Origin of the sequence: Mesorhizobium sp. B2-5-3 (assembly GCF_006441005.1) — a bacterium.
Taxonomy (GTDB): domain Bacteria; phylum Pseudomonadota; class Alphaproteobacteria; order Rhizobiales; family Rhizobiaceae; genus Mesorhizobium.
In genome coordinates this window covers 388568-403269 of sequence record NZ_VFUS01000006.1, presented here as the reverse complement: position 1 = coordinate 403269, position 14702 = coordinate 388568, and the positions used below count along the sequence as shown (strand labels likewise).

The following is a 14702-nucleotide window of genomic DNA, read 5'->3' as shown; positions in this document are numbered from 1 at the left end:
GCTTGACCGTATGCGACGTCATCACTCGCTCTCCGCATGGCCCAGGACATGCATCAGCCGGTTTGCCCAGCCGAAGATCGCTATGGCGTGGACGAGGTCGATGATCTCGGCATCATTCATGCCGACTGATCGCAGCGAGGCGACGTCGTCTGCCGTCGCTTCCGACGGCGCCGCCGACAGGCGGCGGGCAAAGTTGTAGATTGCCGCATCGCGCGACCCGAGCTTTTCAGGTTTGTCGAGATACAGCGCGGTGACCACTTCATCGCTCTTGGTCAGCTCTGCATGCCGGCGGGCGTGAACGACGGCACAGAATTTGCAGCCATTGACGATCGAGGCACCCAATGCGCCAAGCTCGCGGTCGGGACGGGCAAGCCCGCCCTCGACGTACATGATCGCGTTGAACAACACCGTGCGGGCAAGATAGCTCTCGGGATCATGCACAAGGGTGCGCACATATTCCGAAACTTTCTTGGCCGACGGCGTAACCTTCATCGCTTCGAGCTGTTCCGGCGTTGCCTCCGATAGCTCGACCGGTGCGATATAGGGATGCCAATTCAGCGGCTTCAGGCGCACCGAGGAAATCATGCCCGCCTCATCAATCGCAAGCCGGTCGCGACCCGGGTCTGGAAGTTGATGAAGGCAATCAATTCGGAGAGCGCAACGATCTGGGGATTGTTCAATCCGGCTTGGGCGAGCAGGGCAATGTGGCTCGCCTCCGCCTTTTTCGGCGTCAGGGTGATCAGGTCAACATGTCGGGCGATGGTCGCCAGGGGTTCATTCAAACCCGTTTCCCCCCAGGCCAAGGACAGAAGCTGCTCCGTGGGACCAAGCTGAGCCAGTTGCACGTCATATTCGGCCATCAGGACAGGATCGGCGTTCAGAGCTGCCATGCGACGGGCCAGAGCGACCCGCAAATTCGGCGCCAGCCCCTGATCGTTTGCCGGCTGCAGGACGGAGAGGCGACATTCCTCGGCCCCTCGCACGAATTCGGGCCGAAACCGCCGTGCAGCGAAAAGGGCATCGTCCGGTGAAAGACCCGCAGCCTTGTCCATTGCGTCGATCACAGTGCGGCCTCCTTATGCAACAAGGGTGTTGAATCGACCCATTCGTCGCCCAGAAGCTCCGGGGTGTCATAGGCGATCAGATTGGCGAAGTGGGTTTCGACGTCTTCGGCGAACAGCGACGCGGCAATGCCGCGGACCAGACGGTCGGCACCGGCGCTGACGGCCGGGATATCGCCGGAGACCTTGCCATGGGTCAGCATGGCGGCGTCGTTGAAGCAGTGGACATGCGCCAGCATCGGGCAGGAACCGGGGACGCGCTCGCGGAATTCGAAGGCGGGGCCGAGATCCGGTGCCTCCAACATGCCTGCGCGCGGCGGCCCCATGTCCGGCGTATATCGACCATCCGACCAGGTGCGAATGTGTGGGGCGAGGGCAGCGAATTCCGGGCGACCACTGAAGTCATTTGAAAAGCCGGTCGCAGCGATCATGAAATCGTAGCGCACCGGTCCTTGCGTGGTTTCGACCAGAAGGCCTCCGGCATCTTCCTTTACCGCGACCACGCCGCAGTCGAGAAAGAAGCGGGCATTCGCATGACGAGACACGCGAAGCGTCGATGAACGCGGCGGCGGCGTCTGGGTCGAGGCGGTGTAGTCGAAGAATCTCCACTTCCAGGCGTCAGGCAAATGATACATGCCGAGGATGACACCCTGGCTGCCGATTCCGGTCAGCTTGTTGATGCGCGGCATTTCCTTGCGCCGGATCAACATGTCGACTGAACCGGCGCCCGCCTCGAGCGCCGTCGCGGCATTGTCCATCGAAGAGGCACCGGCGCCGATAACCGCCACACGCTTGCCCTTCAGTGCATCGAAATCGATATCGTCGGCAGAATGGGCCCAATAGGAGCGATCGATGCCCCTGAGGAAATCGGGCACGGCAAAACCGCCGAGACCGGACCGACCGGTGGCTAGAACGAGACGACGGGTGAGAACCCGGCCGGTTTCCGCGCCCTCGACATCGATCGCAATCAGATCGCCAACGGCTGCAACGCCTGTCATGCGCACGCTGTTGCGCACCGGCAGACCAAGAACGTTCCGATACCAGACCAGGTAGTCCATCCACTGGCCCTTGGGGATTTTGTCCAGCGACCGCCATGCCTCGACGCCCCATTGTGCCGTGAACCAGGCGCGGAATGTGAGTTGCGGCAGGCCGAGCGACGGACCGTGCAGCGTTTTCGGCGACCGGAGCGTTTGCATGCGGGCAAACGTTATCCATGGCCCTTCGAAGCCGGCCGGAGCCGCGTCATAGGCGACGACATTGGTTATCCCCGTCAGCACCAGCTTTGCGGTGGCAGCAAGTCCGCACATGCCGGCGCCGATCACAACGACGTCACGGACCGGCACGCCATCGCGCGAACGCGCGGGAACCCATGGCTTGGCAGGCAGTTCGAGAAAATCGAGGTCCTGAGCAAGTTGTGCTTCAAGCGCGGCAAGACCTCTCGGGGGGTGCGAACTGGGGGTGTGCTTCATATTCCCGTTCCGTGATTTGTGCCGGAGGCAGGATCGGCCACCAATTGGCCGGCCAGGGTCGGATCGAGTTTCTTGAAGCCAACGATCGACCGTTCAGCCACCGCCTCGACCGCATCCACCAACGCCTGCGCGACTGGACGAAGGGGGCGTTTTTCGCCAGCCACAACACCCCAATAAAAGAGGACGGTTACGTCGATCGGGCGGATGACGACCCCAGGCAAGCCCACGCCATAGGCGGTGAGGGGATCGATGACAGCCGCAACACCAGTCCGGCGTACGATCTGCAACGCGCCATAGGCGGTATTCGTGCGGATTACTGGCCCGGTGTCGATGCCCCTGGCCGCCAACGCCTTGGAGACATGCAACTGGAAACGCAGCGGGTTGAGCAACGTGGCGACGCGGCGGCCGGCAAAAGCGGAAAGCGGTATGACATCTAGTTCGGCCAGCGGATCATCCTCCCGCACGGCAGCAACATCAGGCGCCGAATAGAGCCGCAGGACATCCAGACCGGGCGTATCGAGCGGCAGGCTTGAAAACCCGACCTCGGCACGTCCGCTGCGCACTTCCTGAGCGACGGTCGAGGGAAGGAACTGCCCGAGATGCGTCTCGTGCGGAAGCTCGGCACCTTGGAGTTCAGCCAAGGCCGTAGGGATCAAGCCGGTGCCGATCGCGGAGGTGGTGACGATCTGCAGGATTCGCCCTCTGCCGGCGGCGATCATCTTGGCCCGCGCTGCGAGTTCGGTGAAGGACATCAGCAGGCGTCGTGCTTCCTCCTCGAACGCGACTCCTTCTTCAGACAACTGCACCCGTCGACCGATCCGATGCAGCAATTCGAAGCCAAGTTCGGCCTCGAGCTCCTGAATGGTGCGCGTCACCGCAGGCTGGGAACGCCCGAGCATGTCAGCCGCCCTGGTGATACTGCCGCTGGCAGCAACCGCAAGGAAGGTCTGAAGGTCCCGGGTTTCCATGTTTCTCCTACATGCGTAATCCGTATGATTGACATCGTCTCATTCGTTTTTGATATATGTCAAGCGGAAACGAATGTTCGTTACGGGCTTTGTGCATATGCCGGCCTCAGCGCCAGAATCCGGGTCGGAGGCGGACAGGGACGTCAGACGCGGCTCCAGCTTGCGAAGCCTCCTGAAGAAAAGAATTCAGGTGACGGCGGCAAGGATTCTCGAACCACAAAGCCTGCGACAGGAGGAATATTATGCGCGTGAGTATTCTGGGCGCCGGAGCAATTGCTTATGGCCTTGCCGCCTATTTGGCAGGATCGGGGCATTCGCCAATGCTTTGGTCACCGTCGGGGCAGCGCACCAAGGGGTTGGCTACCGGCGAATTGTTGAAAGCGACGGGGGACATCGCGGCGACGGTACCGGTGCGCATCGCCAAGGATTGCAAGGATGCCATCGCCAACGCGGACGTGGTGGTGATTGCACTTCCGGCTTACGGCCACAGGATGGTGATGGATGCTGCCGCCCCCCATCTGATCGATGGAATCCCGGTCATCATCAGTTCGCATTGTTCGTTCGGGGCACTGTATCTCTCCAGGCGGTTGGCGGAGCGCAAGGTCAGCTTGCCGATCGTCCTGTGGGGCACAACACTGTTGACCGGGCGGCAACTCGGGCCAACCGAGGTCCATGTCACCACCATTCGCCAGAAGCTTGATGTCGCGACGCTGCCTTTCAAAGCTCAGGATGAAGGATACGGACTTTGCACGAGCTTATTCGGTGATCGTTTCGTCAAGCGCGACGGCATGCTTGCGATCGCGCTCAGCAACCTCAATCCGCAAAACCACTTGGGAATTGCCCTTCTCAACCTGACACGCATGGAAAAAGCCGAGCAATGGAGCCAGGGGGGAAACGTCACCCCTGCCGCTGGCCGCCTTATCGAGGCTCTGGATGCCGAACGGCTAGCCATCGCGGCCCATTTTGGTATCGCGGTTCGCACCGTCCAGGAGCATTTTTCATTGTCGTTTCATGTTCCGAAGGGAACCGTTTCGGAGATGAACCAGGAGATGGATCGTCAAGGCCGTGGCGGCTTTGGTCCGACAACAATCGAAAGCCGCTACATTCTCGAGGATGTTCCGTTTGGACTGCTGCCGACCGTATTGTTGGGTAAGATCACCGAGAAACCGGCGACGCTCCACGAGTCTGGAGTTTCGATATTATCGGCGGCTTACGGTCGCGATCTCAAGGGGGATAACGATATTCTTCCCGCGCTCGGCCTCGAGGGAATAGCAAAGGCGGATCTTGAAAACCTTTGCCGCACGGGGTTTTGAGTGCGCCCGCAGCCGATACGGCATGATCACATTTAGGGGCGCCGCGCTACGTCATCGCGTCGGTGCATTTTAACAGTGGTGCGCAGCGTCAGGGCGATGTCGCTGGCGCCGCGATCGCCAGAACCAGCCATGCAACCGTCGAAAGTAGCGTTCGGGACGCCGCGGGGAATCGAGCATCCTGAATTGACAATATCCCCTCCGGGGGGATAGCACTTCAGAATGAAAGAGCGTCCCCACATTCACGAGACCCATCCCGACATCGTCAAACGGCTGAAGCGGGCCGACGGTCATCTGAGGGGCGTTATTGAGATGATCGAAGCAGGCCGGCCTTGCCTTGACATTGCCCAGCAGCTTCATGCCGTCGAAAGGGCTGTTTCCCAGGCCAAGAAGACGCTCATCCAGGATCACCTAAACCACTGCCTGGAAGATGTCGTGGGGCCGCTGCCGCGTGAGCAGCGCCGCTCGATCGATGAATTCAAGGACATCACCAAATACTTGTGAGACACGCTCCATGATGGACGGCATTCGCGGCTGGTTCGGCTTCGGCCCGGCAGCTCAAGGCTTCGGCGGGCATGGCCATGACCATGGCGAGGGCGGACACGGCCACACGCATGGCGTGGTCGATCCCACAATCGCGACGACCACACGCGGCATCTGGGCGATCAAATGGTCGTTCGTGCTGCTAGCCCTCACAGCGGTGCTGCAACTGGTCATCGTATTCCTCTCGGGCAGCGTGGCGCTGCTTGCCGACACCATCCACAATGTCGGCGACGCGGTCACCGCCATCCCGCTGTGGATCGCCTTCATGCTGGCGCGGCGCAAGCCCAGCAAGACCTTCACCTACGGCCTTGGCCGGGTCGAGGACCTGGCCGGCATCATCATCGTCCTGATTATCCTCTTCAGTGCCATCGTCGCCGGCTATGAGGCGATCGACAGGTTGATCCATCCCCAAGCCATCAGCTTCCTCGGCTGGGTTGCCGCCGCCGGCCTCGTCGGTTTCCTGGGCAATGAGGCTGTCGCGGTATTCCGCATCCGCGTCGGCCGCGAGATAAACAGCGCGGCCCTGATCGCCGACGGCTATCACGCCCGCACCGATGGCTTCACCAGCCTTGCGGTGGTGCTTGGCGCGGCCGGCGTCTGGCTAGGCTTCCCGCTCGCGGACCCGATCATCGGCCTTTTGATCACTGTGGCTATCCTCGCCATCGTCTGGCAGTCCTCAAAGGCGGTGCTGACACGCATGCTGGATGGCGTCGAGCCGGGCATCGTCGAGGAAATCCATCATGCGGCTGAACATGTGAGGGGCATCCAACGGGTCGCCCAGGTGCGGGCGCGCTGGATCGGCCACAGGCTGCATGCGGATATCGCCATCAAGGTGGCCGAGACAGCGAGCGCAAAGGATGTGGTCGGCATCGCGGAGGCTTTGAGAGGGGAGCTGTTCGACCACCTGCCGGCGCTCTCGGAGGCGAACATCCGTCTGGAAGGCGAAGGCGGATCCGTGGCGGGCGGTTCGGCCCACGCCGATCATGCGCCGGAGCCTTTCAAGGTCGTCAGCGACCTGGCAACGGGAACGCTCGAAATCGTCGATACGCCCGCTGGCGAGCGCTTGCGTCTCACCATCGACAGCCATGCCGACGATCTGGGGGCGACCGTGATCATCGACCGGTCCGAAGGTCCCGAGACGCTTTCGCTCGGGCCTGTCGCCGGCAATCACCACCGCCGTGAAAGCAGCGTCGCCCCCGCCGAGCCGCACGAGTTCGAGGCGAGGCTGATCCTGACCTCTAAGGGCAAGCAACAGGTCCTGCCGTTCAAGATGGTTGAGCCGGAAGGCCACCAACACTAGGACGGGGCAGACTTGCGCGACTTGACGCGTTCGCTCAATCGGTGTCGCGTGACGCGGGTCGATGACAGATCTCGCCGCTCACGCAGCTCTGTTCTTCTCAGCAAGGTCCGCCCCCGCTGGAGGTTGCCACAGGTTGGCCAAGTCCGAGCTCATTTAGGGTTGCGCCGCACAACGGTGCAGGAGCAGCACTGCCGGTTTGGCCAGCTAGGCTATTCGCAGACAGCGATCAAAGCCGCGCCTTGGTGCTCCGGGGTGTCGCCAACAACAGGCTGGTCTCGCTGCCGGTGATGCCGGGGATCAGGCGGATGCGCCGCAGCACGGCGTCGAATTCGGTCAGTGTCTGTGTCCCCAGTTCTATCACCAGGTCCCAGCGGCCGTTGGTGGTATGGATCGTCGAAACCTCCGAGAAGCCGCCAAGAGCGCGGATCACACGATCGGCGGCATGCCCTTCGATTTCCACCATCATGATGCCGCGTACACGCTGGTCGACGGCATCGGCTCGCAGGATGACGGTATAACCGATGATCGCACCGGCTTTTTCAAGGCGCTCTATGCGAGACCTGACCGTTGCCCGCGAGACGCTGACATCCATGGCAAGGTCCGAGATGCTGCGCCGCGCGTCATGCCGCAAAAGCGTGATGAGCTGTTCGTCAAGCTGATCCATGGCTCAGAATGCAATCAAATCATTCCATTTTGATAGCCCATTTCGACAAATTTGCCAATTTGATATGTTCATCCTGCCAGTTATCCGCGCTCCAATGAGGCCTAGAAAACGCGCGGGGAAATACGGATGCATTGTACGATCGTCGGGGCACCGATCCAGGTCGGCTCGGGCCGGATGGGTTGCGAGATGGGGCCTAGTGCGCTGCGTACCGCAGGCCTGGCGGCAGCGCTCACTGAACTCGGGCATACGCTGGCCGACCTTGGCACCGTCGCCTCTGCCGATCTGCGCCCGATCAGCCACGGCAATGCCGCCTTGAAGGCGCTGCCGGAAATCGTCGCATGGACGGCGGCGATTACCGAGGCGGCCTATGCAGCCAGCGCCGGCGCCATGCCGATCTTCCTTGGTGGCGACCACAGCATTTCCGCCGGCACGCTGGCCGGTATCGCCCGCCGGGCGGCGGAAGCCGGCCGCCCGCTGTTCGTGCTGTGGCTCGACGCACATCCTGATTTTCACACGCTCGACACCACGACCAGCGGGAATTTGCATGGCGTGCCGCTGGCTTATGCCAGCGGGCAACCCGGCTTCGAAGGCTACTTCCCCAGCCTGGCGGCTTGCGTGGATCCGGCCCGTATCTGCACACTGGGCATCCGCAGCGTCGATCCGGCGGAGCGCGAAGCGCTACGCAAGGCGGGCGTCACCGTGCACGACATGCGGATGATTGACGAATACGGCATGGCCCCGCTGCTTCGCGCCTTTCTCGAGCGGGTCAGTGCCGAAAACGGCATGCTGCATGTCAGCCTCGATGTCGATTTTCTCGACCCTTCGATCGCGCCTGCTGTGGGCACCACCGTGCCGGGCGGCGCCACCTTCCGCGAGGCTCATCTGGTGATGGAGATGTTGCACGACAGCCATCTCGTCACCAGCCTCGACCTGGTCGAGCTCAATCCCGCACTCGACGAACGCAACCGCACCGCAACCCTTCTCGTGGACCTGACCGCGAGCCTGATGGGCCGGCGGATCATGGACCGTCCCACACGGAGTTATTGAACTGTGACCCCCCATCTGAACATCGTGCCCTTCGTCAGCGTCGATCACATGATGAAGCTGGTTCTTGCCGTCGGCATCGATCGCTTTCTCATCGATCTCGCTGCCTATATCGAAGAGGATTTCCGACGCTGGGAATTGTTCGACAAGACCCCGCGCATCGCATCGCACAGCATCGACGGCGTCATCGAACTGATGCCTACGAGCGACGGACAGCTCTACGGCTTCAAGTATGTCAACGGTCATCCAAAAAACACGCGCGACGGGCGCCAGACCGTGACGGCGTTCGGCGTGATGGCCGATGTCGGCAATGGCTATCCGATGCTGCTTTCGGAAATGACCATCCTGACCGCGTTGCGCACGGCGGCGACGTCGGCCGTCGCGGCCAAATACCTTGCTCCCAATGCGGCGGACTGCATGGCAATCATCGGCAATGGCGCCCAGTCGGAATTCCAGGCCATCGCCTTCAAGGCCCTGCTCGGCATCGACAGGCTTCGCCTCTATGACATCGATCGGTCGGCATCCTTGAAGTGCGCGAAAAACCTTGCGGGGTTCGATTTCGACATCGCGATCTGCGCTTCGGCGCAGGAGGCGGTGGAAGGGGCTCACATCATCACGACGGTCACCGCCGACAAACGCTCCGCGACCATCCTGACGGACAACATGGTCGGATCGGGCGTGCACATAAATGCCGTCGGCGGCGATTGCCCCGGCAAGACGGAATTGCATCGCGATATTCTGCTGCGCTCCGACATATTCGTCGAATACCCGCCGCAGTCGCGCATCGAGGGTGAAGTCCAGCAACTCGAGCCGGACCATCCCGTGACGGAGTTGTGGCAAGTGATGACCGGCAAGGCCGCCGGCCGCCGGGATGCCAGCCAGATCACCTTGTTCGATTCCGTCGGCTTTGCGATCGAGGACTTTTCCGCGCTGCGCTACGTCCGCGACCAGCTTCAGCGCACCGGCCTCTACGAGGAGCTCGATCTGCTGGCGGACCCGGATGAGCCACGCGACCTCTTCGGCATGCTGCTGCGCGCCGACAAGGCCGCCCAGATCACGGCCGTATCCAGCTGAGTTTTCGCAGAACCTGCCGACAAGGCCGCCCAGATCACGGCCGTATCCAGCTGAGTTTTCGCAGAACCTGCGGCCGAATGTCCGCCTCGCAATAGCTGCGGCGCCGAGCGGCGCGCGGCTCGATATCCTAAAGCGGTTCATCGTTCGATGGAAATGACGAAGCGCTCTATCACTTTTATGCAATTCTCCAGGGAAAGCGCTACACGCTTTTCCGGGAAGACCGCTCTACACTTTTCCTGGAATTGTTTTAGCTCTTCGGGCTCAAGCCCACTTCAAACCACTTCTTCGACATCTGCGCGAGCGTACCGTCCGCGGCCATCTCGCCGAGCGCCTTGTTGAGGATCGCCTGAAGCTCGGGCTCCTGCTTGCGGATGCCCAGGCAAACATTTGACGCCATGATGGCGCCGACGAGACGCGGACCGCTTGTGATCAGCGTGCCGTTGCTCTTTGCCGCGCGGTCCCTCGCGAAGACGACATTGTCGGTCAAGGCAGGCTGTTTCGTGGCTTGCGCGCCATTAGCAAGGCGGCGGGCGCTGGTGTGCGCCAGACGACTTGATAGGCTTCTACTACATTGCTGGCCGTGACACTGAGCCCGGGAAGCGCGATCCAGGCCGGCGGCTGGCGTTCGAGCAGGCCGAGAATTGTGGCAATGCCCGTAGCAACGCCCTGATCGTGAGGCAGTTGCGCGGCGATGCCCTTGATCAGGCCTCCACCAACGAGGTCCGTGGCGACGTCGTTGCCGAGGTCGACTGTCGTCACCGGAATAGCCTTGCCCGCATCGCGGATCGCCGCGACGGCAGCGATTGCCGGCACGTCCCAGACGGCAAACAGTCCGGCGAGCTCCGGATTGGCCTGCAGCAAGTCGGCGGTCGCGGCTCTCGCTTGCGACACGTCGGCAAACTTGCCGCGAACCAGCGTCAGGTCGGGACGTCGAGCAGCCATCCATTTTCGGAAAGCAATCTCGCGCTCATGCGTCGCGAAGAAATCGATGCCATAGGCCAGAACGCCGACCTTTCCGCCCTGTGGTATATGTGGCGCCAGGAGTTCTGCGCCGATCTGACCGAGACCGAAATTGTCGCTGGAAACAACGCTGACGTAATCCTTGCCGGGCAGCATGCCGGTTGGGGCATTGTCGAGCAGCAACAGCTTCTTTCCGGCCGCCGATATTGCACGATGCGCGTCGGCGGCACGGTTGCTGCCGATTGGAATGGAGACCACCGCATCCACGGCTTCGCCGGCCAGCCGTTTCAGTTCCGAAATTTGCCGCTCGATGTCGAAGCCGCAGTCGACGACCTCGACCACCGCCGCTCCGTAGCGGCCAAGCGTGGTGACGATCCCGGCCAATTCCTCCTTAGCCCAGTCGCTCTTGGTGGTGTGGAGAACGATGGCGACCGAGAAGCGCCGGTTGCGGGCGAGATCGGCGTCGGCATTCGACAACCCGACCTGGTCGGCTGGAACCGCCCGTTCGCCATGCGGCCCAAGGCCGGTGATCGCCATTCCTCAACCCTCCCCAGGTTCACGCGGCCCGGCCGACTTGGCGATGCTATGCAAGCGCTCCTCCCGGTGGCCGTGGCTTTGCCGGGCGAGCGCTGGTTCCGAGTGCGGCCCGCGCGAGAAAATCCTTGAATTCCGGATGCTCACGCGGTGAACCGAGCGTAATCCACCCCTGCAGAAATTTCGCATCGAACAGTGCTTCCGCAACGACTTGGGCGGCGCCGACCAGTCCGGCCGAGCCGCCCATCTGCGAACGGACGATGCGCAGGTCGCGGGTGACGATCGGATGCGACTGGCGATAGACCGCCTCGCGTACGGCTGCCAACAGTATGTCCCCGGTCTGGGCCACGCTGCCGCCGAGTACGATCAATGACGGGTTCAGCAGATTGGCCAATGGCGCCAGTACCTCGCCGACCGCACGGCCGCAACGCCCGAGAAGGTCGATACAGAACGGATCGCCCAATTGGGCGCCGTGGCCAGCGTCGGTGACCGTCACTTCGCCGGCGCGCGCAAGCATCTCGGCCAGATAGGGGCTGCTCCCGCTCTCGGCCGCCTGGCGGGCCTCGCGTCCGAGCGCTTCGCTGCCGGCAACAGCTTCGAGATTTCTGCCCTCGATGAAAGTATGACCGATCATGCCGGCAGCGCCCTGCGCGCCACGGTGCAACGCTCCCTCCGAAACCACGCCGGCGCTGATCGAGCGGCCGAGCTTGACGAAGATCATGTCGGCGAGGCCGCTGCCGGACTTCAGTTCGCCCATCGTCATCGTCTGGACGCCGCTTCGCACCCATACCGGCGCGCCGACAAGCGTGGCCAACTGCTCGACGAAAGGGAATCCATCCCAGTTCTGGAACGCATTCAGCGCCGGCGCGAACAGCCGCTGATCATCGCATTTCTCAACGGCTCCGGGCACCGCCAGCCCGATGCCCCAGATGCTGGCCTCACTGCCATGCTCTTCCAGCATCCAGGCAAACAGCGTTGCTAGCCGCTGGACCACCGGCTCGGGACCTGCGGCCAGTTCCACCGCTTCGTGATGTTCGGCCAGCAGGCGGCCGGACAGGTCTGATACACCGACTGCCAGCGAGGAATGATCGAGCACGGCGGCCAGGATCATGCCAATGCGCGGCCGGAAGCGGACATGGCGTGGTGCGCGTCCGCCGATCGCCGGGCCGAGTTCGCCTTCTTCTATCAGCCCTAGCCGAAGCAGCGTGGCGAGACGATCCGTGACGACGGCGCGCCCCAGTTCCGACTGGTTCTCTAGCTCCTGGCGGGTCGTTGCCGCCTCGGTCCGTATAAGGTTGAGCAGCGTGGCCAGGCTGCCATGCGCGGATTCGCTGGCACGCGGCCGGCCGGCGGCGCGGCGCGGTTGGTCCGACTGTACGGGGTCTGTGGCGCTGCGCTCGTCCATAGTCTTGCCGAGGCTCATCTCCCGATCTCTATCGCTGCCGGCTCAGGGTCATCACGCCGTTAGCCATGGGTACCGTGGCCTCATTTACGGATCAAGCAGGAACTTATGTATTTTACAAACAAAAGTATGCCGACTTTTGCATTTTAATGATTGACGAGCGGCGGAAGGCGGGCATAAGTATCAGCCAGGCTCGGAGGAGGGCTCCTAACGTCGACAGCCCTCGCGAAGGCGAAGGATGTCGCACGTCCGTTGTCCGAATTCTTCTCCAGCCAAAGATGCCGGCCCCGCGCTGCGCGCGGTGATGCATCGGCTACAGGCAGGGAGGATACGAGATGCCGGTGAAACTGGCCTATCACGCCAATTGCTGGGGTGCGCTCGGTGGCAACGCCGTCGGCGTCACTTCGATCACCCAGCTTACCTATCGCACCTTCGGTGACATGGAGCAGGCGATCCGCGACATTGGATCGGCCGGATATACCGGAACAGAACTCTTCGACGGCAATCTCCTCGACTATCAAGGACGCAATGGCGCGCTGCGCGCTGCCTTGGACCAGTCCGGCGTCGTGCTCGTGGCCGGCTACTCCGGTGCCAACTTTATCTTCGACGATATCCTTGGCGAGGAGTTGGCGCGGATCGAACGCGGAGCGGCTGCCGTGGCCGAACTCGGCGGCGAGCATCTGGTCGTCGGCGGTGGCGCCAAGCGAGCCAAAGGCCGGCAGCCAGATGATTTCAAGCGCCTCGGCGCGGCGCTCGACAAGGTCATCGACATCGCAGCCAAGGCGGGCTTGCGCGCGCACTATCACCCGCATCTGTCGACCATCGTCGAAGGTCCCGACGAAGTTCGCGAGATTTTCAAACATACCGCGATCGATTTCTGTCCGGACACCGCGCATCTGGCAGCCGCTGGCGGTGATCCGGCCGCGCAGATTCGCGAATTCAGCAAGCGCATCAGCTATGTGCATTTGAAGGGCTGGCAGCGCGATCCCTTCGCCTTCACGCCGCTCGACCGCGGCGACCTTGATATGGAGCCGATCATCCAGGCGCTCGAGGACACCGGATTTTCCGGCTGGATCGCAACCGAGCTGGATGCCTGGCCAGACCCCAAGCAAGGGGCGGAACTCAGCATGAAATATCTGAAGAGCGCTTTGAAGCAGAGTTGAACCGACAGGTACCAAGCCTGTCATCAGGGAGGAGACCCAAATGACACGTTTCAACACAATAGCCGGGACGTTCACGGCGGCATTGCTGGCCGCCAGCCTCTATACCGCAGCTCCCGCTTTCGCCGACCCCGATTCAGCACTCGCCGAACTGCAGAAGACAGTGCTCTCCAAGGGGCCGAACGGCGAAGCTCCAGCGTCGGCGGCGTCCGTCAATCTGACGCAGGAGGAACTGGCCAAGATCAAGGACATGAAGGCGACGGCGGCGATCGTCATGCACTATGGCGGCAATGACTGGTCACGCGCGCAGATCGCCGGCCTCAAAGACCAGTTTGGCAAGATGGGCATCGAGGTGATCGCCACGACCGATGCCGGATTCAAGCCGGAAAAGCAGGTCGCCGACCTCGAAACTGTGATGGCCCAGAACCCCAAGATCATCGTTTCGATCCCCACCGACCCGTCGGCGACGGCGTCCGCGTACAGGGCAGTTGCCGATAAGGGCGTGAAGCTGGTGTTCATGGACAACGTGCCGGCCGGCTTCGTCGCGGGCAAGGATTACGTCTCCGTAGTCTCGGCCGACAATTATGGCAACGGCGTCGCCGCAGCGCATCTGATGGCCAAGGCGCTGGGGGGCAAGGGCGACATTGGTCTGGTCTTCCACGCCGCCGACTTCTTTGTCACCAAACAGCGTTATGATGGCTTTAAGAAGACGATCGCCGACAACTACCCCGATATCAAGATTGTCGCCGAACAAGGCATTGGCGGCCCGGACTTCACCGGCGACGCCGAAAAGGCGGCATCGGCCATCCTCACTTCCAACCCTGCCATCAACGGCATCTGGGCGGTGTGGGACGTGCCGGCCGAAGGCGTCATCTCGGCGGCCCGCACCGCTGGTCGCGACGACCTTGTCATCACCACCTGCGACCTCGGCGAGAACGTCGCAATCAATATGGCGGGCGGGGGCTTCGTGAAGGGCCTGGGCGCCCAGCGTCCGTTTGACCAGGGCGTCACCGAAGCCCTGCTCGCAGGCTACGGTCTGCTCGGCAAGGAGGCTCCGGCCTTCGTCGCCTTGCCGGCGCTGCCCGTCACCAAGGACACGCTGCTCGAGGGTTGGAAAGCCGTCTATCACGCCGAGGCGACCGACAAGATCAAGGGCAGCATGTAGCGCGCCCTGCGGCCGGCGCACTCCCAGCCGGCCGCACCTCTTCTCAAT

15 protein-coding genes are annotated in these 14702 nt (G+C 62.3%); 7 read left to right on the top strand and 8 right to left on the bottom strand.

Going from position 1 to position 14702, the window contains the following annotated elements:
- Positions 1 to 21: 21 nt before the first annotated feature.
- The 4 genes from FJ867_RS17160 to FJ867_RS17145 are packed head-to-tail and all read right to left on the bottom strand — an operon-like array spanning position 22 to position 3498.
- The gene (locus tag FJ867_RS17160) at positions 22 to 585 is read right to left on the bottom strand and encodes a peroxidase-related enzyme (protein ID WP_140559900.1); all 564 of its coding nucleotides are present in this window, start codon (positions 583 to 585) and stop codon (positions 22 to 24) included.
- Positions 582 to 1064, bottom strand: coding sequence for a hypothetical protein (locus tag FJ867_RS17155; RefSeq protein ID WP_140517385.1), 483 nt, complete (start codon positions 1062 to 1064; stop codon positions 582 to 584). The genes FJ867_RS17160 and FJ867_RS17155 overlap by 4 nt, the downstream gene beginning before the upstream one ends.
- Positions 1061 to 2530, bottom strand: coding sequence for an NAD(P)/FAD-dependent oxidoreductase (locus tag FJ867_RS17150; protein WP_140565598.1), 1470 nt, complete (start codon positions 2528 to 2530; stop codon positions 1061 to 1063). Before FJ867_RS17150 ends, FJ867_RS17155 begins: the two co-directional genes overlap by 4 nt.
- Positions 2527 to 3498 carry a LysR family transcriptional regulator gene (locus FJ867_RS17145; protein ID WP_140499328.1) on the bottom strand — a complete coding sequence of 324 codons (972 nt, stop codon included), beginning with the start codon at positions 3496 to 3498 and terminating at the stop codon, positions 2527 to 2529. The genes FJ867_RS17150 and FJ867_RS17145 overlap by 4 nt, the downstream gene beginning before the upstream one ends.
- Before the next feature lie 242 nt (positions 3499 to 3740).
- Between FJ867_RS17145 and FJ867_RS17140 the strand changes: the two genes are divergently transcribed.
- From FJ867_RS17140 to FJ867_RS17130, 3 genes are all read left to right on the top strand, one after another.
- Positions 3741 to 4811, top strand: coding sequence for an NAD/NADP-dependent octopine/nopaline dehydrogenase family protein (locus FJ867_RS17140; protein ID WP_140521341.1), 1071 nt, complete (start codon positions 3741 to 3743; stop codon positions 4809 to 4811).
- Between the two features lie 219 nt (positions 4812 to 5030).
- Entirely contained in the window at positions 5031 to 5312 is a 282-nt protein-coding gene (locus FJ867_RS17135; protein WP_140499324.1) for a metal-sensing transcriptional repressor, read from the top strand.
- Positions 5313 to 5322: 10 nt separating this feature from the next.
- On the top strand, positions 5323 to 6651 hold the full coding sequence (locus tag FJ867_RS17130; protein WP_140584262.1) for a cation diffusion facilitator family transporter: 1329 nt from the start codon (positions 5323 to 5325) through the stop codon (positions 6649 to 6651).
- A gap of 226 nt (positions 6652 to 6877) precedes the next feature.
- Here FJ867_RS17130 and FJ867_RS17125 read toward each other — a convergent pair whose 3' ends face one another.
- The gene (locus tag FJ867_RS17125) at positions 6878 to 7315 is read right to left on the bottom strand and encodes an Lrp/AsnC family transcriptional regulator (RefSeq protein WP_140499320.1); all 438 of its coding nucleotides are present in this window, start codon (positions 7313 to 7315) and stop codon (positions 6878 to 6880) included.
- 126 nt (positions 7316 to 7441) lie between these two features.
- Here FJ867_RS17125 and rocF point away from each other — a divergent pair, with 126 nt between their 5' ends.
- Together rocF and FJ867_RS17115 are read left to right on the top strand one after the other, a co-directional pair.
- The gene (rocF, locus tag FJ867_RS17120; RefSeq protein WP_140499318.1) at positions 7442 to 8362 is read left to right on the top strand and encodes an arginase; all 921 of its coding nucleotides are present in this window, start codon (positions 7442 to 7444) and stop codon (positions 8360 to 8362) included.
- Between the two features lie 3 nt (positions 8363 to 8365).
- Positions 8366 to 9433 carry an ornithine cyclodeaminase gene (locus tag FJ867_RS17115; RefSeq protein WP_140671128.1) on the top strand — a complete coding sequence of 356 codons (1068 nt, stop codon included), beginning with the start codon at positions 8366 to 8368 and terminating at the stop codon, positions 9431 to 9433.
- Positions 9434 to 9680: 247 nt separating this feature from the next.
- Here the strand turns inward: FJ867_RS17115 and FJ867_RS17110 are convergent, their stop codons facing one another.
- The 3 genes from FJ867_RS17110 to FJ867_RS17100 are packed head-to-tail and all read right to left on the bottom strand — an operon-like array spanning position 9681 to position 12350.
- Positions 9681 to 9920 (bottom strand): transporter substrate-binding domain-containing protein, encoded by a 240-nt coding sequence (locus tag FJ867_RS17110; protein WP_181167255.1) that lies wholly within the window; start codon positions 9918 to 9920, stop codon positions 9681 to 9683.
- Positions 9917 to 10930, bottom strand: a complete 1014-nt coding sequence (locus tag FJ867_RS17105) for a substrate-binding domain-containing protein (protein WP_140499314.1) — start codon at positions 10928 to 10930, stop codon at positions 9917 to 9919. The genes FJ867_RS17110 and FJ867_RS17105 overlap by 4 nt, the downstream gene beginning before the upstream one ends.
- A gap of 46 nt (positions 10931 to 10976) precedes the next feature.
- Positions 10977 to 12350, bottom strand: a complete 1374-nt coding sequence (locus tag FJ867_RS17100) for an ROK family protein (RefSeq protein ID WP_224519041.1) — start codon at positions 12348 to 12350, stop codon at positions 10977 to 10979.
- 314 nt (positions 12351 to 12664) lie between these two features.
- On the opposite strand from FJ867_RS17100, the gene FJ867_RS17095 reads away from it, so the two are divergent.
- Together FJ867_RS17095 and FJ867_RS17090 are read left to right on the top strand one after the other, a co-directional pair.
- Complete coding sequence (locus FJ867_RS17095) at positions 12665 to 13492, top strand: sugar phosphate isomerase/epimerase family protein (RefSeq protein ID WP_140499312.1); 828 nt, start codon at positions 12665 to 12667, stop codon at positions 13490 to 13492.
- A 40-nt stretch (positions 13493 to 13532) separates the two neighbouring features.
- Positions 13533 to 14654 carry a substrate-binding domain-containing protein gene (locus FJ867_RS17090; RefSeq protein WP_140499310.1) on the top strand — a complete coding sequence of 374 codons (1122 nt, stop codon included), beginning with the start codon at positions 13533 to 13535 and terminating at the stop codon, positions 14652 to 14654.
- Positions 14655 to 14702: the final 48 nt, after the last annotated feature.

What these genes read in the sequence shown, in the direction of transcription:
- FJ867_RS17100 (WP_224519041.1), bottom strand. Translation starts at nt 12,350, where the DNA reads ATGAGCCTCGGCAAGACTATGGACGAGCGCAGCGCCACAGACCCCGTA.
- rocF (WP_140499318.1), top strand. Translation starts at nt 7,442, where the DNA reads ATGCATTGTACGATCGTCGGGGCACCGATCCAGGTCGGCTCGGGCCGG.
- FJ867_RS17140 (WP_140521341.1), top strand. Translation starts at nt 3,741, where the DNA reads ATGCGCGTGAGTATTCTGGGCGCCGGAGCAATTGCTTATGGCCTTGCC.
- FJ867_RS17130 (WP_140584262.1), top strand. Translation starts at nt 5,323, where the DNA reads ATGATGGACGGCATTCGCGGCTGGTTCGGCTTCGGCCCGGCAGCTCAA.
- FJ867_RS17090 (WP_140499310.1), top strand. Translation starts at nt 13,533, where the DNA reads ATGACACGTTTCAACACAATAGCCGGGACGTTCACGGCGGCATTGCTG.
- FJ867_RS17145 (WP_140499328.1), bottom strand. Translation starts at nt 3,498, where the DNA reads ATGGAAACCCGGGACCTTCAGACCTTCCTTGCGGTTGCTGCCAGCGGC.
- FJ867_RS17150 (WP_140565598.1), bottom strand. Translation starts at nt 2,530, where the DNA reads ATGAAGCACACCCCCAGTTCGCACCCCCCGAGAGGTCTTGCCGCGCTT.
- FJ867_RS17125 (WP_140499320.1), bottom strand. Translation starts at nt 7,315, where the DNA reads ATGGATCAGCTTGACGAACAGCTCATCACGCTTTTGCGGCATGACGCG.
- FJ867_RS17160 (WP_140559900.1), bottom strand. Translation starts at nt 585, where the DNA reads ATGATTTCCTCGGTGCGCCTGAAGCCGCTGAATTGGCATCCCTATATC.
- FJ867_RS17095 (WP_140499312.1), top strand. Translation starts at nt 12,665, where the DNA reads ATGCCGGTGAAACTGGCCTATCACGCCAATTGCTGGGGTGCGCTCGGT.
- FJ867_RS17135 (WP_140499324.1), top strand. Translation starts at nt 5,031, where the DNA reads ATGAAAGAGCGTCCCCACATTCACGAGACCCATCCCGACATCGTCAAA.
- FJ867_RS17105 (WP_140499314.1), bottom strand. Translation starts at nt 10,930, where the DNA reads ATGGCGATCACCGGCCTTGGGCCGCATGGCGAACGGGCGGTTCCAGCC.